The sequence below is a fragment of the Sphingopyxis flava genome (genome assembly GCF_900168005.1).
GTDB classification, from domain to species: domain Bacteria; phylum Pseudomonadota; class Alphaproteobacteria; order Sphingomonadales; family Sphingomonadaceae; genus Sphingopyxis; species Sphingopyxis flava.
Genome location: NZ_FUYP01000023.1, coordinates 21,733 through 45,376, shown reverse-complemented (window position 1 = coordinate 45,376; position 23,644 = coordinate 21,733). Strand labels below are relative to the sequence as shown.

Sequence of the window (23,644 nt, the reverse complement as noted above, 5' to 3'; positions counted from 1 at the left end):
ATGTCGCTCACTGCGATCACTGCCCGGGAGGCCAAACACCTCATTTCGACCGGCGAACTTAACCTAGCAGAGTTCGTCGCCAGTCAACGGGCCTCCAACCGCAGCAGGGGGATCAAAAACGGGCAACTCGTTGCCGGCCGGACAGTGAGCTCCGCGAAAGCTGCGGCTCCGCCCGCATCGTCAACCGCGCGAGCGCAAGCTGCGGCAGCACCGCCCGCCCCGAAACTCAGCCGTGCCGAAACGGTCGCGCTCGCCGTGCGGACCGACCCGAGCCTGAAGGGAGCGGAGGACATCGCCTTGTTTATGCTCGACGAGGATCCGGAACTGAAGAGCGTCGGCGGTGACGGCATTGTGAAGCTGATGCGCGGCGTCGATCGGAAAGCGTATCGCGCCAGCATGGCCGGGCAGCAGCGTGCGAAGCGCCAGGCCGAAATTGACGCGATGTGGGAAAGAGCAGTCGTCGCGGTTTTCGGCGGAGTGCGCCCGGCTCCTCAAGGCATTGGGTGCCACGCTGCATCGTCAGCCAAAATTTGGAATCGCGCGATAGCCAAAGTCTTCCCCGCCAATGGGCGCCACAGCTCGGGCTCAATCCGCGAGGGACGCCAAAGCGTGGGCCATCCTGTCTGGGACAATGTACTCGGTGAAAGGCGCAGTCTCTCATGAGCAGATTTTCCGGCCTTCCTTCGCGATCGTCAATTTCCAGCGGCCGTTTTGGCGGCATCCGGGATGCGCTGGCGACCCTTCCCAATCCGCAGCGCGTCCAGCGCATCGCGGCGACCGCGCGGGGCGAGCGCAGTTCCGATCGGTTCAGCACGGCGAAGGCCGACAGCGGCAATGCGGCGAAGCCTTCGCCAGCGCCCGCTCCGGCTGCGGCTGCGAGTATGGCGGCCCAAGCCGCCGTTAGCCGTGAACCGTGGGCGGTGCCCGCCGAGGTAGAGGCTCGCGGGGCCGTCTACGCCGCGGCATACCGAAAGGGGTTCGAACAGTTCGGCCAGCAATTCGCGCGGTTACAGAACCACCCGGCCGCAAAAGGTCGGTCGTGGGCGGCCGCTCAACTCTTGTCCGAAGGCTGGGACGAAAGCCAGATCATCGCTCGCCTCCCGAGCATGGTCACCGATCGACAGAGGCAGATTGACGCGATGTGGTCGCGAGCGACCGCCGCCGTCTTCGGAACCACCGATGCGGCTCATGACCCCGATCCGCACGGCTGGGTAGCGATTCATGCCGAGATCCAAGAGCGCCGCGACCGGGATCTTCACCCAGTTTGGGCGGCGGCTCTGCGGCGCTGAAGCGATTATATATGGAAGGAACGAGCGACATGGACAGCTTGATCAAGAACGTCACCGCGAAGTTCGCGGCAACAGATTTCGGAGAAGAGAATGCGCGGTATGAACGGGCGACCGAGCGTCTCGAGGAGGTCGAAGCAGCGATCGACAAGGCGAATGCGCGTCGAAACGAGATCACCCGTCGTCTGTCCGATTTCCACGCCCCAAATGGTGAAGAAATCGCGGCAGCGCTGCTCAATGGCAAGTCCGCAGCAGAGGCGGCAGCCGATCGATCCTCCGCCGACGAGCTGCGGGCTGAGCGCGAATCGCTCTCCTCTGCAGTGCGAGTCCTCGATGACGAAGCCCATGCGCTTCGCGTCGAAATGCAGGATATCCGGTGCGAGAGTCTGGTGCGGCTGCGCGAAGATACCCAAGCCGTCATCGACGCTCTGACTACAGAGGCCCGTGCGGCGGCCCAACGGATCGCTGGCATCTTTGCCGACCTTTCCGCCATCCAACTGGGCTTGCAGTATGGAACGCGCGAAAAAACCGCGGCCAGTACGGCAGTGGAAGGACTGATGGGTTCTCTCCGGCTGCTTCCCCGTTCGCGGCGGATCGATGTTCGGCCCGAGATCGTCGCCATGATCGCCGTCCTCGCAGACAAGGGCCCGGCTGTTCACGTCAAACGCACTTCCTCGGTTGCTGCCCCCTGATCAGCACGCGCCGGCGATCGCTCGCGCCGGCGCGTAAACGGCAGCACGATGCTTCGACGTGCTGCCGGCGAGAAGCGGTCGGCCGTGCGGCTCATCACGGTCGGCCGCTTCCATCCCACATTGAGACCCCCGCGCGCTCTCGCGGCATTCTGGACGCGGGCAACCTTGGCCGGCCTCGATCTCGTCGGGGTCGGCCATTTTCATATGAAAGGAAAGGACATGTCCCGCCCCCTGCCTCGCATTGACGACCTGCGGCAACTGCTCGCCTATGACCCAGCGACCGGCGTCCTGACATGGCTTCCGCGATCCCCGGAAATGTTCGCCGGCAAATCTGAGCAGGCCCGCCGCAAGACGTGCGCATGTTGGAATGGTCGTTTTGCAGGAAAGCCGGCTCTGATTGGAATCGATGGCTGCGGCTATCATCAAGGGCCGATCAATGGCCGCTATTTCAAAGCTCACCGTGTCGCCTGGGCTCTCCACTTTGGCCAATGGCCGCGGCACGAGATCAACCACATCAACGGCGATCCGCGCGACAATCGAATTTCCAATTTGCGCGATGTCGAGCACCGGGTTTGCCATCACAATGCAGCGCGTTCGAAGAGCAACCGATCGGGCGCCCCTGGGGTTTTCTGGAACCGCCGGATGCGGCGCTGGCAGGCCTTCATCCGGCGCGACGGGAAAAGCCAATGCCTCGGCAGGTTTCACACCCTCGAAGAGGCAGCCGCGGCGCGCAAAGAGGCGGAGCGCGAACTCGGCTACCATCCGAACCACGGTGAGCCCCGGAATTTCGTCCGATGCTTCATCCCCCGCCACGACAGAGTGAAATTTCAAACTGTGCGATGTGCCGAAACCGGGGGCTGATGCTTTTTTCGCGGTCCCCCAGCGCATGGGGATCCGGATTTCGCTAGGTAGGACCCGCGATTTTTTCCATGATTTCCATAGGCTTATTCCGCCCGTCCGGGTGGCGCGCCGTTGTCATTAACGGCCCGGCTCTTTCGCATCCCCTCGCCCGCTCGCACCACGGGATTAGCTCGCATACGCGGGAGATGAACTCCGGGAACTGCATGGAACTGTATAATCAATCGCCAGTTTGCAGTTCTTCTTCACAATTCGAGATCGGTGGTTTTGCGGCAATTGTCGCGGGTGACGGCGCGCGGATTGTGATATTTATTGTCTCGCAATCAATCTGTGGCAGAAGCTTGGGCAATGGACCGCGAGTTCACCTTTCGGATCTCGGGCAGCTACTCGCCTGATGAAATCCCGCTCGAGCGCCTTGGGGAGTACCTCAAAGCGCTTGGCGAGTTATTCGGCGAGCGCGCGGACGTCCATTTCAAAGGTCTTGAGCTTGGGTCAACCGTCGTCCGGGTGGTGGTGGCGCATGCAGCAGTGCCGAAGGTCGAAGCCCGGATCAAGGACGCCGGCGCAGGTGACGGTGCGCCTTCCCTGATCAAGGCCTATGACAAGATCGACAATCTGCTTCGGGAAGATAACGCCACGGGCGAAATTGCCGACGCTTCGGGCAATGTGATCTACGTCGACTTCCCGGGGCGCACGCGCGTCGAGCGCGTTGCATACGGCCCAATCAAGCAGAATGGAACGGTCGACGGTATCGTATTCCGAGTGGAAGGCCGTGATGCGACTGTGCATGTCGGCATTATGGACGGCGCAAGATCATATTCGCTCGAGGCGCCCGCCTCGATGGGGCAGCGCTTGGCTGCGCTATTCCGGGCAGGCCCCGTGCGCTTTCATGGGAATGGCACGTGGTACCGCAATGGGGATGGCACCTGGGAGTTGCGGAAGTTCTCGATCGATACCTTCGAAGAGTTGGACGACAGCCCCCTCAGCGCGGCGGTCGCCAGCATCCGAACCGCCCCGTCCTCGGACTGGCGGAAGGTTGAAGATCCGATCGGTGTGCTTTCGCGAGAGCGAAAAGGCGGGGAGAGTACACATTGATTGCGGCCATCGACGCTTCGGTGCTGCTGCTGATGTTCGATCCCGAAATCAGCGCGCCGCTAGGCCAAGACGGGCAGCAAGTCGACCGCTGCAAGGAACGTGTAGATTACCTCGTTGAGCGCATGTCCAAGAGCGGCGGACGTTTGCTCATCCCTACTCCCGTGCTGTCAGAATTGCTGGTTGGAGCCGGCGCAGCTGGCCCGGAATGGTTGGCGCGTCTTCGCAATAAGCGAGCCGTCCAGATCGTAGCATTTGACGAGCTTGCCGCCGTGGAATGTGCGGCACTAGCCCGTGAGCGAGCCGCACGCGGTTCCACCTCGCCGCGCGCGAAAGCAAAGTTCGATGAGCAGATTGTGGCCATCGCAAGATTTCATGGAGCGACGGAGATATATTCGGACGACTCCGACATCCGCAAATTGGTCTCCAGTGACATTGCCGTAATCGGCATTGCGGAACTTCCTCTACCTCCCGAAGCGGCACAGGGGGATCTCGAATTGCGCATGCCTGGTGGGGATGCACCTGCCTAAGCAGGTTCGCGTGGCATGCCTCCCCACTTCATGGTTGCGGCGCTTCGCACATGCCGAAGCAATCGGATGCGCTCCCTGCGATACGCCTCAGCGCTGCAGAGCATGCTCCCGACCCCTTACTGAGCTGCAAATTGGAGCCAAGTCCGCTTGACGCACCCTACCTGATCAATGACCGCTCGGCGTCTTAGTCTGTGAAGGTTCGGTTGCGGGGGTTGATGCCACAGTTCCAGACGCTGCAACCGGAACGGTCATGGGCGGCGGCGCCACGGGCACTTGCAGGGGGGCCGGCGCGACATTGTCGAATGCGAGTACGACGTCCTCGTCGATGAAACCGCCCACGGTGCCACCCTTGGGAAGCACCGCGCTCGTTCCCGTGACGAAGAATCCGGCCACCGGGACGAGGGCGACCGATGCGACGACCCCGCCTGTGCCGGTAACGCCTTTGTCGTCAAATGTGCCCGTCAGCCTGATTTGGCGACCATTAACCCGCAGATAGAGGACACGAGCGTCGAGCTTGCCCGACTTGCCCCACATGCCTTTATTGCGAACGCCCGTGATCTCGCCCCATGCTGGCGTCCCAGCAGGAATAACGGTCACGCCATTGACCTGGACGGGCTCCGCGACCTCCATCATGATGCGCTGACCTACACGCGCGGCCTTCTTCTTCGTCGTAATCTCTTCCATCAAGCGTAGGACGACAGGCGTGCCCGCGCGCAGCACGGCGTTTGTCGTCGGCGCTTCGGTGATCACGGCGGACTGCGGCAGCGAAGCCGGTGCGGCCTCCTGGGCCACCGCATTCGATGCGCACAGAATGACGGCCGCCGAAGCGGCGATTATCGCAAATTTCATGTGACCCACTCCCCCAATAGATGCCGGAATTTATAGCCGAGCAGGGCGGCGGCGCAATATCTGTTGTCTTAAGCGCCGCCTTAAGGCAGCGGCGCCCCCTCTTTGGACTTGCGCGCAAACCACGGTTGGTCTGTCCGGTTCACGACCAGTCGGTCAGCCGGGTATTGCGTGACGAGCTTCATCGCTTCTTCTGCCGGTGCGTGAAGCCATGCGTCCTGATCCTCGGGATGGAGAATCACTGGCATCCGGTCGTGAATGTCGAACAGCTCAGGCGTAGCATCGCACATGGCGCCCGAATAGGCATTCCCCCATTCGTCGGTCTGCCGCCAGAGCCCTGCCCACGCGGCAATCGGCTGGTCGGCGACGCTGATCCATGTGCGAGTCATCTGGCCCTTCTCGCCCTCGGCCTCGGCAAAAGCGGTGAAAGGTATAAGGCAGCGCGCAGCGGGGTCGACGAACTGCTTGCGCCAGAAGGTCCAGAGCCGATCGTCGCGCAGATTATTGACCGGTGTGGGCTTGTTCGGCTTGCCGGTGCGCTTGTTGACGGTGTGACGGGGGAAGCCCCACGCCATCTGCTCTATTATGCGCTCCCCTTCCTGCTCTCGCACGACGAGGCCGGGATAGCCGGGATAGGTGTCTTCGGGCGCATTGAAGCCTCGCCCGGGCTGGGCGCGGAACAGGTCGGCGATCTCCGCCACGGTCGTTTTGCTGGTGTAGAGGTTGCACATCCCGATATGGTGACGGCACTGCTTTAATAGTCAACTCAGCGCGCGCGGCGCGCAAAAAAATGCGGCGGCGCGCGCAAATGTCCTTAATAAGAGGGGAATAGATAGTGGGGGCATATATATGACACATCGTGATGACGTTTTCGTGGCCGGCGGACAGCCCAGCGTCACGTATGTACAACGCGAAGAAGAGCATATTGAGCGTAGCTTCGCGCGCGCAGTTGCGACACCCAACCAGATCGTCTCATTATCGGGGCCGACGAAAACGGGTAAGACCGTGCTTTGCCGCCGCATTCTTGGTGATCGTCAATATGTTTGGATTGACGGGGGCCAAGTTCGCACCAGCGACGAATTCTGGGACAAGGTGGCTGGGGAGCTAAATATCCCACTCGAACGGGAAGTCACAAAGGGAGGGGAGACTAGCTTCGAAATCGAAGGCTCTGTGCCATTAGTCACGACGGCGAGTGGGTCGAAGCTGTTTTCGCGCAGCGTTACGGAGCGACAGCGGATAGCTTCGATGTCGAGCGCCCTCGCCACCATGCTCGATCAGAGAATTATGCTCGTAATCGACGATTTTCACTATCTCGACGATGAAGTGCGCACGACGATTATGCGCAATGTGAAAGGAGCCGTTTTCACAGGACTGAAGGTAATCCTCCTAAGCGTCTCTCACCGCGTCTTTGATGCGATCAAAGCAGAGTCCGAGTTAACCGGCCGATTTACAGCGATAACCTTGCCGAATTGGAGTAAGGCGGATTTAGCTCAGATTCCGCGTTTGGGGTTCACCGAGTTAAAGGTACCGGTCCCCGATGCCCTCATCACGAAACTGTGCGACGAAGCTCAAGAGAGCCCATTTCTCATGCAAAAATTTTGCTGGGAAATCTGTTTCGACAATCAGATTGAAGAAGCGTCATTGTTTTCGAAAAACAAGATCGCGCCTTCCTATTCAGTTGACGATATGTTGCGACGCGTGTCGAATGATGCGGGGCTACCGATCTATCAGAAGCTTTCGGCCGGACCTCAAATCCGTAAGGCGCGGGCCAAGCGCCCCCTCAAGGACGGCGGCACTGCGGATATTTATCAGGCGATCCTTCTAGCATTGGCGGCGACAGGACCAAAGGCGCTCGTTCCCTATGATGAGTTGCGCCAAGAGTTGAATAACCTTCTGGTGGAGCAGGTTCCGCAAAAGCACGAAATCACCTCTGCTCTCAAGCACCTTGCAGTACTCGCGCGCGAGTTTGGTAAGGGTGCCGCGATTGATTGGAACGACGACACACGCGAGGTTAATATCGTCGATCCTTACCTGCGTTTCTATTTGCGCTGGCAGGTCCGGAAGCCTTGACTTACACCGGCCCCGCGACTCCGGTCGCTAATGTTCGCACGGGCAGTGATAGCACGTGACCGCGTAAGTTAACCCCAGCGTGTGACCTGTTTTCGCAGCGCACTCATCCAATCCGCTGACAGCCTGAGAGTCAACGCCGCCGCTGAACCTCGCGCCTGAATTCGCGCATGTCCGCGCTCGGCAACATCACCGTCGCCTCTTTCCGCACGAGCTCGATTGAGGGCCCCTGCCGAGCGCGCCCCGCGTCCTCGCACGCCGTGCACTTGAGCCGCCGCGGGACCGCGCGCATCCGTACGTCCCAGCCCCGGCGCCGGAACCAGTCCCATAGATCGATGCTCTCCAAAACCGAGGTGTGACCGCACGGACAGCGCGCCAGCACGTTGTAGTGCATGGCCCCCGCGTCGACGAGGTCGCGCGGCTCGTAAACATATTCCCGACTCATGATTTGTCGCAGGATAGCGGCTGGCGGGTGAAACCACACTTCGCATCGGAAGGGCGCCAAGGGTCGCGCCCTGAGGCTCGCGCATCTCACGACGAGAGCCGACCAGCCGCGAGCATCTTATTGATTGAGGCGCCGATGACGAATCGAGATGCCCTCAATTTGGTTATTGTTGGTCACGAGACTGACGCGCGCGCAACGAACGGGTGGAAGTGGCCGATGTTCATGGTTGGCTATTTGTTCGGAATGCCGGATGGTGACTGGGCATTTTCAGACTCGCGAACATCGCGAGAACGAAATCCCGAAAGGGATGATCCGGCGCCTCTAACGCTGGATTTGGGGAGCCGCCGGACCCAGTGCATGCTAAACCATTAGGTCCAGCGGTTCCCGTTTAGCATCGGCGATTAGAGCGCCAAGCAGGAGCCCTCATAATGGGTGAAATCGTAACCGTAAACTTCCGTGGAGATGACCTCTACGGCTTCAAGCAGGACGATGGGACGTTCCTGGCCCTCAAACCGATGGTGGAAGCGATGGGTTTGAACTGGTCCGGGCAGGAGCAGCGCGTGAAACGCGACCCCGTCTTGTCCGAAGGTATATGTGTCATGCATATACCCTTCGGTCGCGGCGGGGCGCAGGATTGCGTCTGCATCAAGCTCGAGCTGGTCAACGGCTGGCTTTTTGGCATCGACAGCAGCCGAATCAAGGACGAGGAAGTCCGTCAGAAGGTGATCACTTATCAGCGTGAGTGCTATCAGGTGCTTTACGAGCACTTCGCTGATAGTCGAAAGGGCATCTCCGATATCGAGGGCGGTCCCGATGAACTTCCGTCGACTAATGAGCGCTTGCGCCTCGTCACCGAGGCGCGGCAGACGTTCAGTCAGATGGCGGCGCGCGAAATGTGGTTTCGCCAAGGCTTGCCGATCGTGCCGTCGATGGTGAACCCGGCGCAAAATGACCTCTTCCACTATGGTATGGTCAATCACGGATCCGAAGTAGCAGCCTGATCGCATCGGCGACTGGGACGATAAGGGCGGGGCGGCTTCGGTTTGCCTTGCCTTTTTTCACGGGTGGCAATGATGTAAGGAACGGGTTGCGGGAACTGGCATAGATAACCCGCGCGTACGGCGGCGAGTTTGGAGCAGGGGTGCCCGGTCGGCTCGCCGCCATCGCGCAGATCTCATCGAGGGTATCGGCGGTCATATACATGACCATGTGGCCGAGCAGATTGCGGGCACGATCGACATAGACGGCCATCACCCGGCGACCCGCAGTCAGTGTGAGATCTCCACAGATGCTTATCCTTGGTGCTGCGTGAATAGGGTCGCGAGAGGGGCATGGGGTCTCCTTTGGCAAGAAAGGAGAATCCACCTAAAGCATCGCGCGGCGCGCGCAGGGTCATTCTGCTGGTTGTCGCACAACCTGAGGATCACGTCCGGCCTGCCTCGCCCTCCATTCCGCTCCATGCTTCGGGCACAAATCCTTGTCGGGCGCCGGAACATGCGTGCAGCGGTCGCAGATCGGCGCGTCGCAAGTTCCCGACTTCTTGGTCTTCACCTTCCAGTCGCACAGAAGCCCGGCGGGCCGGCGGCAGTTCACGCATTTGCGCTTACGCTGGCGAGGTCCGCAGACGATCGCGGATCCTCCGCCCGGCAGGTCGACGCGCTGGCATACCATCAGCGCGCCCTCCAATTGCGGCAGACGTCGACCACGCGTCGATGGTAGCGGCATCAGGTGCGAAGAGCGGCACCCTCAACGTCGATTCAGTTGCTCGGCCACCAACCCCGGAACCTTCGCTTGCATCTCTCGCATAATGGCGGGCACATCCACACGAGCCTCTCTGGACGTCCGGCGAATGCCGATAAATGCCACGATCACCGGCTTCGCAATCTGGCCCTTCCGCAGCTTCCCGCGCTTCGTCAGGCCCTTCGCTGAGCGCGCTTTGCCCGAGGCGCTGACGCTCGCACCTTCCACGATGAGCAGCGGTCGACCATCTGACACAATTGGAATGAGCGGCCCGATCTTCTTGTCGAGCCCTGCCCGGTAATATGCTTCCGGCGTCATCCGGGCGCGGCCGGCGCGAGCTGGAATATCAACACCGGGAATCCACAGATAGCGGCCACGGCGTGGCGCAATGTCAGCGCCGGCGGTGTATGCCTCAATCGCGCCGCGGGTGCGGTCTGATTGGCTTCGAATATGCACCCAGCCCGATGCCGCGAAGCCCGCGGCGGACCGACGGGGCGCGCGATGCTTCTCCAAATCGCTGCCACCGTCGACAGCATTTCCGAGGCGCCCAAGAGCGGCGGCGGCCATCTCGCGGCGGATCAGACTTTTCGCCTGGCTGGCCGCTACGTGCGTAGCGTTCAATGCAGCAGCCTCAAGCCGCGCTCGTGTCTCCCGCTCGAATTTGTCGAACGCGGAGCGAGGCGGCATCCGGAGCTGCACCTTTACTCTTCCCATGTCGTCCACTCCGAAGTCACATTGGCTTGGCCTGCCGGCCAACAAGGCCCTCAGAAGAAGGGTTCCGTGGCGAACAGCCGGCCACCGAACTGCGTGCCCGAACCGCTAGCAATCATGCGCCCGATGTTCCGGAGAATATCATTGGTCTCCCCGATCGCCCCGACAACGGCCGAATTATCTGGCACTGCGCCTGTCGCCTTCCCGCTGGAACTGAACGGCGTGTCGCGGTTCTCTGCGATCGACGCCACGTGCGATTCCGCGTCGATCCGCTCCTTCGTAACGCGCGTGATCTCGTCGAGCAGGTCGAAATAGGGCGTCTGCGAGCCCGAGAACTGGCGCTGGATTTCGAGCAACGACTGCGCCGCGCTGGCAAAGTCATCATAGGCGGTCTTGTCGCCGGCGAGGACGCGGGCCTTCAGCGGGTCATACGCCGCCTGGGCCGCGGAGAGGCGGTCACGCAGCGAGCGGCCGTTGTCGCCAACGGTCAGTTCATCATAGAGCGATTTGAGGCTCGCGGTGACGCGCTCCGACGCTTCCTTGATCGCTTCAGCCCGCTCGATGCCATAGAGGCGTTCGAGATCGGCATATTCGGCCGCGCTGGCGCCGGCTTCCTTGAAGATATCCTTCAGCCGCTCGAACTCTCGGTCGAGCGTGTCGAGCGCCGCGCCGACCGGATCGTCGTGCTCTTTCAGCCGCTGGAACACGTTTTGGAAATCGACGGCCTTCTGAAGCTGCTTGTCGAGATCCTTGCCTGCACGGAGAAGGCGCTGAGCCCCCTCGCGGATGCCTTTCACCGCCCCGTCGAGAATGGCGTCGCGGATCGCGGCCATCGTCGCCTCTTCTTCCGAGGCGTATTTCTGGACGCCGGCGCCCTTGGTGCGTCCGCGCCCCGTCGGGTCCACAACGAACTTCTTTTTCCGCTGCCCGATCGACACCGCGAAGTTGCCGAAATCGCCGCCGAGTGCGTCGACGATATTGTTGAGCGTGCTCTGGACGCTGTTGCCGAGCGCCGTGACGCCCTCGCGCAGCTTCTTCGACCCCGAATAGCCGACATCATTGTCGAACCCGGTGATCGTGGCAGACCCCTTGGGGGTCTTTTTGAAGAAGCCCCCGATCGTGCCGCCGATGATCCCGCCTACCGCTCCCCCGACGGGGCCGAAGAAGGTGTTGCCAATAGCCCCGCCGATTTGCGCGCCGGTCTTGCTTTGCTTGATGCCTAGGCTGCGCAAGATGCCGGACGACGCTTCGCCAAAGGCCGCGCCCTTCAAGACGGTCGACATGACGTTGCCGAGCTGGTCAGCAAACTTTTCCCCGAATAGGTCTTTCGAGAGCGTATTCAGCGCGTCGTTGAACTCGCGTTGAACCGACTTTTGGGCGGTGACGACAATCTCGCTGCCGGCAATTGCTCCTTGCACCTGGTCGGCCACGGCCTGCTGCGTTCGGAGGTCGCTGACCAGGCCGCCATTGTCGTTTGCCGCAATTTGGGCAAGAACGTCCGCCGCGTCCCCCGCGGCCTTGCCAAGTTCGTCAATGGGCGAGATCGTCGCCGCCATCGCTTGCGCCATTGCTTTCCCGGTCTCGTCGACCTGGTCGAGGCCGAGAATTTTGAGCTTCTGCCGCTCAAAATGGTCTCCGAAAATGTGCGTGAAGATATCCTCGGTAGCCGCGCGCTTTTGCGTCTCGTACAGGTCATTGAGGAGGCCTTTTGCAGCCCCCAGACCGCGACCATCGAGCAAATTATAAATTCCCCTCCTCAGGGAGTCGGACACGTCGTCAACGACGCTGAGCAGCTTCTGTTGTCGCTCGTTTTGCATTTGAAGCTCGGTCGACTGACGGCGCAACTCTGCAGTCTGTCGGTAATAGATATCGAGCTGGTCTTCGGTAATGCCACGCTTTTGAACCTGCGTGCCGAGTTCCTTCAGGCTCTCAGCGCCGAGCACCCGCGCAAGATCAATCGTGTCTTGCAGGACCTCGTACTCGCCGCGGCGCCCCTGCAGCAGCAAGTTTTGCCCGTCGATAAGCTCGCGCTGATCCTTGATCTCGCGCGTGAAGGGACGCCGGAGGAAATCGGGGATGATCTCGTCGCGTGTCTCGACGGCACTCTGGCGGGTCGCTTTCAACACTTCCCGCTGAGCATCGGTGAGACCGCCGGCCTTCAGCTTGCGGTCGATGTCGGCAATCGCCTGGTCGAGATCCATGACCGCGGCGGCGGCGCGATCGATGTCGCGCGGAGCTTCGTCGAAATTGCCGCGGAGGCGCGCCACGCTCTCGACGGTGCGCTCAATCTGGTTTCGCAGTTTCTCGGCGGCGCGCTCCTGCGCCTGCAAGACGCGCTCGGGATCCGGCGCCTTGCCCTCGAACGCGAAATGGAAGTGGTCATTGTGATCGCCAGGCTTGCTGGCCGGGCGGCCAGGACCGAAGATCTGCTTCACCCCCTGCCTGTTGCGTCGAATATCGACGCCAGCGTCTTCGAGGATCTGCTCGACCTCAGCGGTGCTGTACTGCCCAACGCCGCCACCGGGGACAAAGTCAATCGCTCGGCCAGCATAGTGGTCGGATCCCTTCACATGTCGGCCGCCCGTGGTCGACGTGATCCTTGCGCCGGGGAATAGCTGGTTGATGAGAGCGATCATGTCACCCAGCGAAGCGTCGCGAGCGTCAGTGCTGCGCGGAGTGCGCCTCGACGCGCGGTCAGCGTCCAAGGCGGCTTTTTCGGACTTGTTGAGCTCGGTGAGCCGGGCAGCGAGGGCGCTGACATCCTTGATCGATTCGCGCGCTTCTTTCCGGAGGATGGCGAACCCAGCCTTGATCTTCGCTGCGTTGTCAGACTGGATTGTCGCAATCTGTTCGGCGACGTCGATCACGGCATCGCCGGCCTGCTGGGTGAGTTTAGCGAGCTCCGCGTTGTTCTCTTCAATCCGGGACTGAATGACGCTTCCGGCCGTTACAATCGCCATCCCCGCGCCTTCGCCACCTGCGCCGCGCGCGCGCAGGGCTTCCTCGGTAAGCGACTCAAGTTGCGCTGCCAAAACCTGCCGAATTGAAATGGCTTCTTTGAGATTGTCGGAAATGCGCTGCGCGGCGAGTCCAGCGCTTTGGATGTCGATTTCGCGGGCGCGTTCCTTCGCCTTGTAATAGTCATTGAGCGCCTCGTTGACCTCTTCGAGGCTGTGCTTCTCGCGGTCGAGCAGATCCGCAAAGGTCTCGACGGCCTTCCCAGTCTTCTTCGTCGCCTCGTCAGCGTCAGTCAGCTTGTCGATGAACCTGCCGGCCAGGAACGACGCGCCAACCAGCGCAAGGCCCCAAGGGCCCGACAGGGTGGTCGCAACCTGACCGATCTTGCCGCCGAAGGTGCTCGCCGCGAACGCAAGCTGGGGAAGCTGCTGCGCGAGCACAGTGCCGGCGCGCTGGCCAGAGAGGAAGCTGATGGCCACGTCCTGCATCTGCTGGCCGACCTGGACCATGCCCTGACGCGTGTCGCGGAAACCGCCGCGCATGCGCGATAGCGACGCGTTGAGTTGCTGAGTGCGCGCCGCAAACTGGTCGGCGTTGATGTCGCCGCGCTGGAACGCGACCGCAGCAAACTCCAGCTCCTTGTTTACGCGAGCCTGCTCGAAGGCGAGCGGGTTGACCTGCTGGCGCAGCTCCGAAAGCTGGCGCTCATATTGGTCTGCCGCTTGAGCTGCTTTTTCAAGCTCGCGATATCCCGCGCCATTGTCTGTAGCGCGCGATGAAAGGGCTGGCGCGATGGAGGCGCCAAATCGGCTGTTCGCAACCTCGAGCTGCGCCATGCGCGCCGCCTCCGCGAACGTCGCGCGATAGGACTGCGCGAGCCGACTGTTCGCGTCCGATGCCGCGTCCATCGCCGCCTGCAGGCGAGTATAGGTCGCGATCTCCGCATCGATGGCCCGCCGATTTTCGTCTTGCGCACGCGACGCGGCTTCAAGGGCGACTATCCATTGGCGCGTCTCAGTACTGTTATCGCCGGTTTCCTTTGCAAGAAGCTGGGCCGAACGGAGCGTAGTCGTGAGGGCGTCCCCATAAAGGCGAGCTTCCGCCTGCGCTTGCTTCAGCGACGAGACGCCGAGATCGAGCCGCCCGCCCTGAACGCCCTTAGACAGCGCTTTATTGATGACGCGCTGGATCTCGCCCATGTCGTCTTCGAACTGGCGCCGAACGGCGTTCCCGGCGCGCTCCGCTCCCATGACGAAGTCGCGAAAACCGGTACCGGCGTCGAAATCGACGGATAGGAATGCAGGAAATTCGTTAGCCTTGGCCATTTGCGGCAGCCCCAGTTAGGCGGGGCGGCATTCTGGACCGGATTATCTTTTTGCCACCCGAGGGACAGGCGGAATGTATGTTGCCGTCAGTATAGCGGAAGCCGATTCGTCGGCCAAGCGAAAGTCGGGGGCGGACAATGACGGATAACGAGACGGGGCGCGCGATCGCGCTTCAAGATTACGAGCAGCAAACCGCGGAGGCGATGGCGCGCCTTCAGTATCAGGTCGACTATTCAAAGGCGCTCCTGAATGGCCTCACCGTCGGGAACGGTGGCGCGATCCTTGCCCTCTTAACCTTCATCGGGAACACCGGCTCGAAAGTCGATCCGGCGAGCATGCGTTCCGCCTTCAGCTTCTATGGCGCCGGGCTTGCCTGCGTTCTGATCGCCTACGCGGCGGGATTTTTCACGCAGTATTTCTTCTATGATGCCACCCAAAGCCAAGCGTGGAACGCTCAGTCGGCAGCCTTGGGGGCCGGGAGCGAGCACGACGTCTCTGGACCAATGAGGCGAGGCAACATTGCCCTGGTAGTGGGGATCCTCGCTGCGATCGCCAGCATGGTGAGCTTTATCAGCGGCAGTTTGCTCGCGCTGTCTGCATTGACGTGACCCGCCCCGCAGGACCGCGCGGACAAGCCTGAACGACCGGATAGAAGGCAAGGAGATGGCGGCAGTGAAGATAAGTCTTGAGCAGATGCCGGACTGGCCCGGCCGCATGACGGCCCCGATTGCCGCGGCCTATATGGGTGTCTCGCACACCACGTTCTTGGAGCGGTTCAGGGCCGTCGGGATGAAGGAGGGCGGCAGCGTCTTTTGGGCGCGAGTCCAGCTCGACCATTTCATTGCCGATCAGTTCGGCGTCGATGAGGCGCCGGCGACGCTGCGGAGCGATTACGACCGATGGAAAGCAGAAGAAGCCAAGAAGGCCGAGGCAGATGCGCTATTGGACCGGGTCAAGAAGCGGCTGGCTGAAGGGGGCGCATCTCAACCCAAATCTCGTGAGAGGCGCTGATATGACAACACCGGCCGAACTTTATCGCCGATTCTCGGAGAAGATCGAACGTCGCAAAACGCTTACGCTTTCGGCCGACGACCTCGATCTTTTTGTCGCAATGGGAGGATACGATGCTCTCTCCAAGGCGGCCGCGGAGTGGGCCCGCAATCTGGCGGAGGATCGTATCGCAGTGAGGAAAGCTGAGCGGGAAGAGGCCATGGAGAAAGCCTACCGGGCGCAATATCCGCGTCCGCATCCAGATCCAGAGGTCGAGGCCGCTTGCCGGCGGGCTTGGGAAGCGTGCCAACCGAAAAGGCGGCCACGCTTTGACTGAAAGGAGCCACATCCTGCCCGAGCACGATGTTCGGCCATATTCGATCGCGCAACTGGCCGAGCGCTGGGGGTGCAGCGACAGCATGATCCGCAAGCTCATAAATCAGGGGCAGCTGGGCTGCTTTCGTATCGGCGCGCTGATCCGCATTCCTGCCTCCGAGGTCGCACGCTTCGAAGAGGCCACATCTTACGCGGAAGCACCGGCGCCAGAGCCGGAACCTGCGCCTGCGCCTGCGACAACCCCGCGAGCGATCGGGCGGGCTTCCCGTCGGCGGCCGATCATAATCGATAAATCGCGGGTGGTTCCTCGAAGGAAGTAACCCGTTTCGTGTCGCATCCATGTTGCACGGACTGGCCTGCAAGCGGGTGTAAAGCGCGTAAAAGCGCGCAACATGGCGCAACAAAGCGCAACACCGTTCCGGGACTGTTCCAAACCCCGGCCGACTTATAAATTGATGATATTCAAGGAATATTAGTGGTAGCGGAGGAGGGACTCGAACCCCCGACACGCGGATTATGATTCCGCTGCTCTAACCGGCTGAGCTACTCCGCCCCGAAAGACCGCCGCTTGCGGGCGAGCCGCGCCTATAGGCATGGCGATTGCCGCGGTCAATATGCTCCGCGCCGCCCGCGAAAATTCCGGGAAAAGGCGAGTTCCCAAGCACCCCCGCGATAAAGTTGGGCGGCAAGCCCCGTAATGGCGAGTGGGCGCGGACGGAAGTCCCGGGCAAGATCGGCGCGCAGCGCTCTTGCGGATTGCGGCGCGACCTTATTCTGAACGGTGATGTGAAACCGCGGCGTGCCGCGATCCTGCGCGGTGAGGAGGCCGGAAAAATGATCGGCGAGGCGGGCGCGGATAGCAAGCAGACCCGGGCTGTCGATCCGGAACGCGACACCGGTTCCAAGCGAATAGACAGCCGCGAGATGAGCAACAGGCGGCGCCGTGTCGGCAGCGATCCGCCGGATCAGCTCCTTGAGCTCATCGAGGGTTGAGGGAGGAAGCTGGTGGAAAAGCGTGATGTGCGCCGGAACATGGCTGCGCGCTGGCGGGTAATGCGCGGCCCGCAAAGCATCGAAGAGGCGCTGGTCTGCCGCGCCCATCGTCGCAGTGACGATGACGGGCGCGGCTCCAGAGGCCCGGACGGGAGGGGGGAGGCCCGGGTCACTGTTCACGAGACAGGGTGGAGGCTTCGGGAGGGGGGGATGGCCATCGTCCATGGGACGCCCTGTCTCATGGCCTGAGCCTTTCGCCGATCCGCACCGAGCGATCCAATCGATTTATTGGGTCACAATGATCGCCCGGGCCAATCACTCGAAAAGGCTAAACCCTACAGGCTATCCCAGAACCGACCGAGCGCGAGTGCGACCTCGTCCGCGCGTTCGGCAATCGCCCAATGCCCTGCCCCTTCGATGACGGTAAGCGGCGTTGCCGTCCGCGCGGCGAAGCGCTCGGCAACCGCCAGCGCGACATAAGGATCGTTCGCGCCCCAGATCAGCGTGCCCTTTGCCGGGAGCCGGTCAATATCGAGCGCCCAGTCATGTTCAAAGCTCAACCCCTTTGCCGAACGGTAGAGGCAGAGGATCGCGCGGCGCTTGTCCCGGCTCGCCCATTGGGCTGCCTCCTCCACTGCAATGTCGGCGGGCAAGCCCTGCTGGGTGAGACCCTTCGCAAGCGCCGCGGGCTTGCTCAAAGCCATGAAGATTTCGCCGAGCACCGGGGTATTCCAGATGCGCGCGATGCGGTGACCGCGATAGTCTGGGTCGATCACCGCGTTAGAGACCGCCCAGCTCCGAATAAGGTCCGGGCGAAGCATCGCGACGCGCTGCGCGATGAGCGCGCCCCAGTCGTGGCCGACGATGTCGATCGGGCCATGCTTTGCAAAGAGCGCCTCGGCCTCCCCTAACGCCCAGTCGGCATATGCCTCCTTGGTGGCCGAAAAGCCTGCGGGAAGCGGACGGGTGAAGCCCGGCAGCGCGGGCGCCGCGACTGGCACATCGCCAAGATCGAGCCGGCCAAGCAGCGGCCGCCAGATCGCCGGGCTGTCGGGTACCCCGTGGAGGAAGAGTCTTGCTGTCATTCGTCTCTCTCTCCGCTTTTCGCCTTCGCATCGAGGCGGAGGTCGGCCCGCTTACATTTCTCCGCGCTGGCGGCGAAGCTCATACCATTTGCGCACATTCTCATTATGCTCCGCAAGCGTGCGGGCGAAGATGTGACCGCCGTCGCCCTTGGCGACGAAATAAAGATAATCATTGGGCTCAGGATCGAGTACCGCAGCGATCGAGGCCTTGCCGGGGTTTGCAATCGGACCCTTGGGAAGGCCGGCCATCGCGTAGGTATTATAGTCGTTCACTGCGAGAATTTCGGACCGCAGGATGCGGCGGCCGAGCGGTTTGCCCTTCGTAATCGGGTAGATAATGGTGGGATCCGCCTGGAGGCGCATCCCGACCGCGAGGCGGTTGGTATAAACCCCCGCTACGGTGCGACGCTCGGCGGGAACGCCGGTTTCCTTCTCGACGATCGAGGCAAGCGTGATAGCCTGATTGCGGTCTTTCACGGCAGTGCGGGGGCTCCGCTTCGCCCAGAGTTCAGCGAAGACCTTGTCCATAGCCGCTTGCATCCGCTTCAAGACGGCGGCGCGTGTCTCGCCCGTGGTATAGGCGTAGGTGTCGGGAAGCACGCTTCCCTCAGCGGGAACCGCGACCTCGCCTTTCAGGCGCTCTTCGGCCATCAACCGCTCCCACACCATGATGGAGGGCATGCCCTCGGGAACGGTAACGAAGCGCTGGACGGTCTTTCCTGACTGGAGCAGCTTGAGGATGTCGCCCGCGCTCATCCCCTTTTTCACTTCATATTCGCCAGGCTTGATCGGCGCATCGCCGCCAAGGAAACGCGCATGGTTGACGAAGCCGGAGGCCGACGTCGCTCCCGCTTCCTCGAGGATCTCGCCCGCCTTGGCGATGCTCGCCCCGGGCGGGATGACGACGACGGTATCGCGCGGTGCCCCGCCCGAGCAGGCGGTGAGCAGAAAAGCCAGCAAGGCTGCGAGCAGCCAGCGCATGGCTTATTCCTCGAACGCCTTCACCACCAGGCTCGCGTTGGTGCCGCCGAAGCCGAAGCTGTTGTTGAGCGCCGCGCGGACAGTGCGCGCCTTGGCCTTGTGCGGCACGAGATCGACGCCCTCGGTGCCCTCGTCAGGATCATCGAGGTTGAGGGTGGGCGGAACGATCTGGTCACGGATCGCAAGGATGCAGAAGATCGTCTCGACCGCGCCGGCGCCGCCGAGGAGGTGCCCGATCGCCGACTTTGTTGAACTCATCGAGACGCCGCTGATCGCGTCGCCGAACAGCCGCTTGACGGCACCGAGCTCGATCGTGTCGGCCATCGTCGATGTGCCATGGGCGTTGATATAATCGATGTCTGCGGGGGTCATGCCCGCCTTTCGGAGTGCCATCTCCATCGAGCGATAGGCGCCAAAACCTTCAGGGTGCGGCGCCGTGACGTGATGGGCATCGCCTGAAAGACCGTAACCGACGACCTCGGCATAGATTTTCGCGCCGCGCGCCTTGGCATGCTCATATTCCTCGAGCACGACCACGCCTGCGCCCTCGCCCATCACGAAACCATCGCGGCCCTTGTCATAGGGACGGCTCGCCTTTTCGGGAGCGTCATTGCTGCTCATGTTGAGCGCGCGCGCCTGCGCGAAGCCCGCAATGCCGATCGGGCAGATCGTCGATTCGGCCCCGCCCGCGAGCATGATGTCGGCGTCGCCGTCCTTGATCATGCGCGCGGCATCGCCGATCGAATGCGCGCCGGTCGAGCAGGCGGTGACAACCGCATGATTGGGTCCCATCAATCCGTATTTGATGCTGACCTGGCCCGAAATCAGGTTGATGAGGCGGCCATGGACAAAGTGAGGCGAGACCCGGCCCGGGCCCTTTTCGGCGAGCAGCAGGCTTTCGCTTTCGATCCCTGGCAGACCGCCGATTCCCGAGCCGATCGAACAGCCCGCATTCAGTCGGTCCTCTTCGCTCATGTCGGTAAGGCCGGCATCCTCGAGCGCCTGCCCCGCCGCGTCGATGCCATAGATGATGAAGGGGTCTACCTGGCGCTGAATCTTGTGGTCGACGCGCTTTCCTGGATCGAAGCCGAATTCATGGTCGGCTGGCTTCACCTCGCACGCGATCGTGCATTTCTGGTCCGAAGCGTCGAAGCGGGTGATCTGCCCCGCGCCCGACTTTCCGGCGAGCAGATTGGCCCAGCTGGTTTCGACGTCTCCGCCCAGCGGCGTCACCAAACCCAGTCCCGTCACGACAACCCGGCGCATAGTCTTTCCTTTCGTCGGCCCCTGCCCCCGCAAGGGTCCACATCAGATTCGCAGACGCGTATCCATAAAAAAGGCTTCCCAGCCACGGCGCGCGAGCGCTTGGGACCGGGAAGCCGGAAACGCGTGGGCGGCGTCGCCGCCGCGTCCGGCCGCGCCGGACTGGACCGCTTTAGCCCTTGTTCGCTTCGATATAGTCGATCGCGTCCTTGACGGTGGCAATCTTCTCGGCGGCATCGTCGGGAATTTCGACGCCGAATTCTTCCTCGAACGCCATCACCAGTTCGACGATGTCGAGACTGTCGGCGCCCAGATCGTCGATGAAGCTCGCCTCCTCGGTCACCTTGTCGGCTTCGACGCCCAGATGTTCGACGACGATCTTCTTAACCTTTTCGGCCGAATCGCTCATGCACAGTTCCTTTTTCTGACTATGGCGTGAATGTTGGATTTTGCCCTAGAGCCCAGCGAGAGGGCTGGCAAGAGGGCTGGCGCGCGGCGCGCGCACCGAAAAAACCTGTGCAGTGACGATCCCGGGAGGAGCGCCCAGGATTTCTGGGCCAATTTTACCCGCCGCTGCGCGCGGTAACAATAGCCGATTTGCGCAGCGCAGTCGATGCGCGCGCGATGACCGCAGGCGTAATCATGAACTGGCGCAGCACCTGCTCGGGCGTGGCATTCGCCGGTTGACCCGTATAGTCGAGAAGCGCGCGCCAGAGCCGGCGTCCCCCCTCGACGTCCCCCTGGGCCGCGACGACGATCGCCCGGACCATCAGATATTGCGGCTCGAGATTGCTCGGCGAGGGCATGCGGTCAAGGATCGCGAGCGCTTCATCGAGTTCGCCCCGCTGCGACAGCATGAAGGCGAGCGTGACCGCGGGAACACCTGCGTAAGTCGAGTCGAGTTCAAGCGAGCGGCGCAGCAGCGGCTCGCCGCCTTCAGGATCACCGCACGAGGCCTTGAAGAGCCCCAGGAAGCCCGCGAGATCGGGGTCATAGGGATTGAGCTTCACAGCCGCGTCGCCCATCGGCATTCCGGCGGCACAATTACCCGCGTAAAAATGCGCCCGGGCCATGGCGAAGAGGCCCGCGCTCGACGCCGGAGCGCTCCGATAGGCGCGCTCGGCGAGCCGGCGCGCTTCATCCAGCGCCGCCTTGCCGGCCGCGCTCGTGCGCTGCGGCTGCCAATCTCCAAAGCGCAGGAGCGAAAGCGCGCTCAGCAAAACGGGATCGCGCGGCGCGGCGTCGAGCGAAGCGCGCAGGCATCCGCTGACCTTCTGGACGCTCGCCGGATCGCGCATCTGGCGAATGCGGTTGAACTGCGCGAGACAGGGAAAGCCCTTTGCGAAATTATCGGGCTCACGCTGGATCTGGTCGCGTACGATTACCCCGTAATCCCCAGCAAGCTGGGCGATCGAGGGCGCGATCGCGTCGAACTCCGGCAGTTGGTCGGCAGCAGCGCGGATCTGGACCGACCAGATCGCGCGCTGATCGGCGACGCGGTTAAGGACGAGGGTGACATCGACGGGGCCCTCGGCGGTTCGCACGATCGAGGCGTCAAGCCGGTAGTCGGCAGTCCTTCCAGCCGACCGGGCGCCCGGCTCGCGCGCGCTCATCAGATCGACGAGTTCGAACCGGCGCAATCCGTCGCGCAGCTTCCCATCGAGCGCCCGCGCCATCGCGCGCGATTCGGGGCTATCGCCGGCCACGGGCGCGCTCACTTCAAGGAGCGGTACCGACACCAGCTTTGTTCCGAACGCATTCCCCGCAAAGGCCCACCAGGCGGCCAGTAGCAGGGTCAATATGGCAAGAGCTGCGAGCGCCCACCGCCAAAGCGCCCCCCGGCGGCGGCTGTCAGCAACGAGCGGCGCTGATGGCTCGTTCGCCACCTCCTTGCCGGGCGCTCGAACGCCTTCGCTTCGCGATGGCGGCGAGGTACGATGCTGCACGACGAGCTCATAGCTTCCCTGCGGCACGCGAAGGCGATGAATCCAGGGCGTGTCGGCATAGTAACGGTCAAGCAAGGTCCGCAGCCGCCCGACCATGACGCGCGGATAGCTGTCGACCGCCGGGTCGAAATCAGCGCTGCGGCCAAGCGCTTCGGTTGCGATGGCATAGGCCTTGGGCGCGCTGCGCCCACCTCGCAGCTGATGGTCGGCAAGATATTGGAGCAGGCGCGACAGGACGGGGGAACGCACGAACAAAGGCGACGCGAGCAGCTGTTCCAGCTCGTTGGCAATAATCCGCTCGGCTCCGCCGGTATCCGAGGTCTCGCTATCCCTGGTGCGATCCATGCTGGCCTTTTATGCCCCCGACGAGCCGGAACACAGTTGATACCCTAAACCGGCATTTCGCCGAGCAGCGGATGACCGTGTAACGGTAACAAGCGAACCCAAACGCGTTCGAACTGGAATAGTTCCCACATTTCCAGCCCGAAAAAGCGTCCCACGAGGTTAATAATTGATTATCAAATGGCTACATGCCGCTTCGTGACCTCATGTAACTGTCGCATCCTCCTCTAAGATGTCAATCCTTCCTCGACCCGGCGCCCCCCACAACGCCGCGGTCTGGTCTGAGACCTGGTCTCAGGTAGACGCTTTGAGGTCGATGGATTGAATGGTGCGAGCTGGTCCCTGGCATCATTCGCATGGTCTGCCGGCTTCATACACTGAGACTTCGCCGATCGGGCAGCAGCCCCACCTGCTCCCGATCGGCAAGTCCGCGTCCCTCCCAGAGCTCTCTCCACGTCTGCGCTCCTATGGCGCTGCGACCTTCATCAACGCCGGAAATACTGCCCAAATGAAAAGGGCACGCGGCCCTGAAAGCCGCGCGCCCTTTTGCTGGGTTTACTGCGACGGTTCAGGCCTTGCAGGGGCCGATGCGCGTGTTGGTGACCTGCATCTGCATTTCGACCGGGCCGCCTGTGGGCGCGGCCGTCTTGGTCGTTATCGTCACGTCCGTCTTATCAGGAGTGACCGTTCCCGCCATCGCGAGCTCGACCTTCTGGCCATTGGCGGTGCAAGTGCCCGCAACGTCGATCGCAGAGCCGCGCATTTCATTCTTCGACCAGGTGCATGCCTCGCCGAATCGCTCGGACATCACATTCGCCAGATTTTCCTGGTCGGCCTCTGCCTGGGTGAGGCAAGTTTCGGTGCTGCCGGCTGAGGCAAATTGCTTGGCCATCTGATCCTTCACCGCGCCCGGTGCGCCGGGCATGTCGAGCTTGACGAGCTTGACGTCGGTTTTCCAGTTGCCCGGCTCACGCCTGGCCAGCCCGGCGGTTGCACCGCCTTCGGCCTGGGCAGCGTCCGCGGCGTCACCGGCCTTGCCGGCCTCGTCCGATTTGCCGCAGCCAGCCAACGCCAGGGCGGCGCCAAGCGCCGCCATCGTCACGCATTTACTCATGGGTTTCCTCCTCCACTTCGGCGAAGGGAAAACACGCTTGACCC

Annotated in this window: 25 protein-coding genes and 1 tRNA gene; 12 read left to right on the top strand and 14 right to left on the bottom strand. The window is 62.2% G+C overall.

Annotated elements, in window-relative coordinates; genetic code table 11:
* The 6 genes from B5X69_RS15740 (at position 1) to B5X69_RS15715 (ending at position 4,458) form a co-directional block, all read left to right on the top strand.
* The gene (locus B5X69_RS15740) at positions 1-663 is read left to right on the top strand and encodes a hypothetical protein (RefSeq protein WP_079639603.1); all 663 of its coding nucleotides are present in this window, start codon (positions 1-3) and stop codon (positions 661-663) included.
* Entirely contained in the window at positions 660-1,289 is a 630-nt protein-coding gene (locus B5X69_RS15735) for a hypothetical protein (RefSeq protein ID WP_079639602.1), read from the top strand. The genes B5X69_RS15740 and B5X69_RS15735 overlap by 4 nt, the downstream gene beginning before the upstream one ends.
* A 38-nt stretch (positions 1,290-1,327) precedes the next feature.
* Positions 1,328-1,978 (top strand): hypothetical protein, encoded by a 651-nt coding sequence (locus B5X69_RS15730; protein WP_139375824.1) that lies wholly within the window; start codon positions 1,328-1,330, stop codon positions 1,976-1,978.
* Between the two features lie 48 nt (positions 1,979-2,026).
* Complete coding sequence (locus tag B5X69_RS22465; protein ID WP_079639600.1) at positions 2,027-2,839, top strand: HNH endonuclease; 813 nt, start codon at positions 2,027-2,029, stop codon at positions 2,837-2,839.
* A 345-nt stretch (positions 2,840-3,184) separates the two neighbouring features.
* The gene (locus B5X69_RS15720) at positions 3,185-3,931 is read left to right on the top strand and encodes a hypothetical protein (protein WP_079639599.1); all 747 of its coding nucleotides are present in this window, start codon (positions 3,185-3,187) and stop codon (positions 3,929-3,931) included.
* Positions 3,928-4,458 (top strand): type II toxin-antitoxin system VapC family toxin, encoded by a 531-nt coding sequence (locus B5X69_RS15715; RefSeq protein WP_079639598.1) that lies wholly within the window; start codon positions 3,928-3,930, stop codon positions 4,456-4,458. The genes B5X69_RS15720 and B5X69_RS15715 overlap by 4 nt, the downstream gene beginning before the upstream one ends.
* A gap of 165 nt (positions 4,459-4,623) precedes the next feature.
* Here B5X69_RS15715 and B5X69_RS15710 read toward each other — a convergent pair whose 3' ends face one another.
* Both B5X69_RS15710 and B5X69_RS15705 read right to left on the bottom strand, forming a co-directional pair.
* Positions 4,624-5,307, bottom strand: a complete 684-nt coding sequence (locus B5X69_RS15710) for a hypothetical protein (RefSeq protein ID WP_139375823.1) — start codon at positions 5,305-5,307, stop codon at positions 4,624-4,626.
* Between the two features lie 80 nt (positions 5,308-5,387).
* Entirely contained in the window at positions 5,388-6,035 is a 648-nt protein-coding gene (locus B5X69_RS15705) for an SOS response-associated peptidase (RefSeq protein WP_079639597.1), read from the bottom strand.
* A 118-nt stretch (positions 6,036-6,153) separates the two neighbouring features.
* On the opposite strand from B5X69_RS15705, the gene B5X69_RS15700 reads away from it, so the two are divergent.
* On the top strand, positions 6,154-7,374 hold the full coding sequence (locus tag B5X69_RS15700) for an AAA family ATPase (RefSeq protein WP_139375822.1): 1,221 nt from the start codon (positions 6,154-6,156) through the stop codon (positions 7,372-7,374).
* A 130-nt stretch (positions 7,375-7,504) separates the two neighbouring features.
* Here the strand turns inward: B5X69_RS15700 and B5X69_RS15695 are convergent, their stop codons facing one another.
* Positions 7,505-7,816, bottom strand: coding sequence for a hypothetical protein (locus tag B5X69_RS15695; protein WP_079639595.1), 312 nt, complete (start codon positions 7,814-7,816; stop codon positions 7,505-7,507).
* 428 nt (positions 7,817-8,244) lie between these two features.
* Here B5X69_RS15695 and B5X69_RS15690 point away from each other — a divergent pair, with 428 nt between their 5' ends.
* The gene (locus B5X69_RS15690) at positions 8,245-8,817 is read left to right on the top strand and encodes a phage antirepressor N-terminal domain-containing protein (RefSeq protein WP_079639594.1); all 573 of its coding nucleotides are present in this window, start codon (positions 8,245-8,247) and stop codon (positions 8,815-8,817) included.
* Here the strand turns inward: B5X69_RS15690 and B5X69_RS21055 are convergent.
* The 3 genes from B5X69_RS21055 to B5X69_RS15680 all read right to left on the bottom strand — a co-directional run bounded on the left by B5X69_RS21055 (position 8,789) and on the right by B5X69_RS15680 (position 14,550).
* Positions 8,789-9,067 carry a hypothetical protein gene (locus B5X69_RS21055; protein ID WP_139375821.1) on the bottom strand — a complete coding sequence of 93 codons (279 nt, stop codon included), beginning with the start codon at positions 9,065-9,067 and terminating at the stop codon, positions 8,789-8,791. The genes B5X69_RS15690 and B5X69_RS21055 overlap by 29 nt on opposite strands.
* 495 nt (positions 9,068-9,562) lie before the next feature.
* On the bottom strand, positions 9,563-10,279 hold the full coding sequence (locus B5X69_RS15685; RefSeq protein ID WP_139375820.1) for a hypothetical protein: 717 nt from the start codon (positions 10,277-10,279) through the stop codon (positions 9,563-9,565).
* A 41-nt stretch (positions 10,280-10,320) separates the two neighbouring features.
* Complete coding sequence (locus B5X69_RS15680; protein ID WP_079639592.1) at positions 10,321-14,550, bottom strand: coiled-coil domain-containing protein; 4,230 nt, start codon at positions 14,548-14,550, stop codon at positions 10,321-10,323.
* A gap of 137 nt (positions 14,551-14,687) precedes the next feature.
* On the opposite strand from B5X69_RS15680, the gene B5X69_RS15675 reads away from it, so the two are divergent.
* The 4 genes from B5X69_RS15675 to B5X69_RS22460 are packed head-to-tail and all read left to right on the top strand — an operon-like array spanning position 14,688 to position 16,196.
* Positions 14,688-15,158, top strand: a complete 471-nt coding sequence (locus B5X69_RS15675) for a hypothetical protein (RefSeq protein WP_079639591.1) — start codon at positions 14,688-14,690, stop codon at positions 15,156-15,158.
* 55 nt (positions 15,159-15,213) lie between these two features.
* Entirely contained in the window at positions 15,214-15,561 is a 348-nt protein-coding gene (locus B5X69_RS15670) for a hypothetical protein (RefSeq protein ID WP_079639590.1), read from the top strand.
* Position 15,562: 1 nt separating this feature from the next.
* Positions 15,563-15,877: a hypothetical protein gene (locus B5X69_RS15665; protein ID WP_053553110.1), complete on the top strand. Its 315-nt coding sequence runs from the start codon at positions 15,563-15,565 to the stop codon at positions 15,875-15,877.
* Entirely contained in the window at positions 15,870-16,196 is a 327-nt protein-coding gene (locus B5X69_RS22460; RefSeq protein WP_079639589.1) for a helix-turn-helix domain-containing protein, read from the top strand. The genes B5X69_RS15665 and B5X69_RS22460 overlap by 8 nt, the downstream gene beginning before the upstream one ends.
* A gap of 156 nt (positions 16,197-16,352) precedes the next feature.
* Here B5X69_RS22460 and B5X69_RS15655 read toward each other — a convergent pair.
* The 8 genes from B5X69_RS15655 to B5X69_RS15620 form a co-directional block, all read right to left on the bottom strand.
* Positions 16,353-16,429, bottom strand: a tRNA-Met gene (locus B5X69_RS15655).
* Positions 16,430-16,485: 56 nt separating this feature from the next.
* Positions 16,486-16,977 carry a 2'-5' RNA ligase family protein gene (locus B5X69_RS15650; RefSeq protein ID WP_079639588.1) on the bottom strand — a complete coding sequence of 164 codons (492 nt, stop codon included), beginning with the start codon at positions 16,975-16,977 and terminating at the stop codon, positions 16,486-16,488.
* A gap of 227 nt (positions 16,978-17,204) precedes the next feature.
* Entirely contained in the window at positions 17,205-17,954 is a 750-nt protein-coding gene (locus tag B5X69_RS15645; protein WP_079639587.1) for an alpha/beta fold hydrolase, read from the bottom strand.
* 51 nt (positions 17,955-18,005) lie between these two features.
* Positions 18,006-18,935, bottom strand: a complete 930-nt coding sequence (mltG, locus tag B5X69_RS15640) for an endolytic transglycosylase MltG (protein WP_079639586.1) — start codon at positions 18,933-18,935, stop codon at positions 18,006-18,008.
* A 3-nt stretch (positions 18,936-18,938) separates the two neighbouring features.
* The gene (fabF, locus tag B5X69_RS15635; protein ID WP_079639585.1) at positions 18,939-20,201 is read right to left on the bottom strand and encodes a beta-ketoacyl-ACP synthase II; all 1,263 of its coding nucleotides are present in this window, start codon (positions 20,199-20,201) and stop codon (positions 18,939-18,941) included.
* 169 nt (positions 20,202-20,370) lie between these two features.
* Positions 20,371-20,607: an acyl carrier protein gene (locus tag B5X69_RS15630; protein WP_003039428.1), complete on the bottom strand. Its 237-nt coding sequence runs from the start codon at positions 20,605-20,607 to the stop codon at positions 20,371-20,373.
* A 154-nt stretch (positions 20,608-20,761) separates the two neighbouring features.
* Positions 20,762-22,489 (bottom strand): tetratricopeptide repeat protein, encoded by a 1,728-nt coding sequence (locus B5X69_RS15625; RefSeq protein ID WP_079639584.1) that lies wholly within the window; start codon positions 22,487-22,489, stop codon positions 20,762-20,764.
* Positions 22,490-23,054: 565 nt separating this feature from the next.
* Positions 23,055-23,600 carry a DUF3617 domain-containing protein gene (locus B5X69_RS15620; RefSeq protein ID WP_079639583.1) on the bottom strand — a complete coding sequence of 182 codons (546 nt, stop codon included), beginning with the start codon at positions 23,598-23,600 and terminating at the stop codon, positions 23,055-23,057.
* Positions 23,601-23,644: the final 44 nt, after the last annotated feature.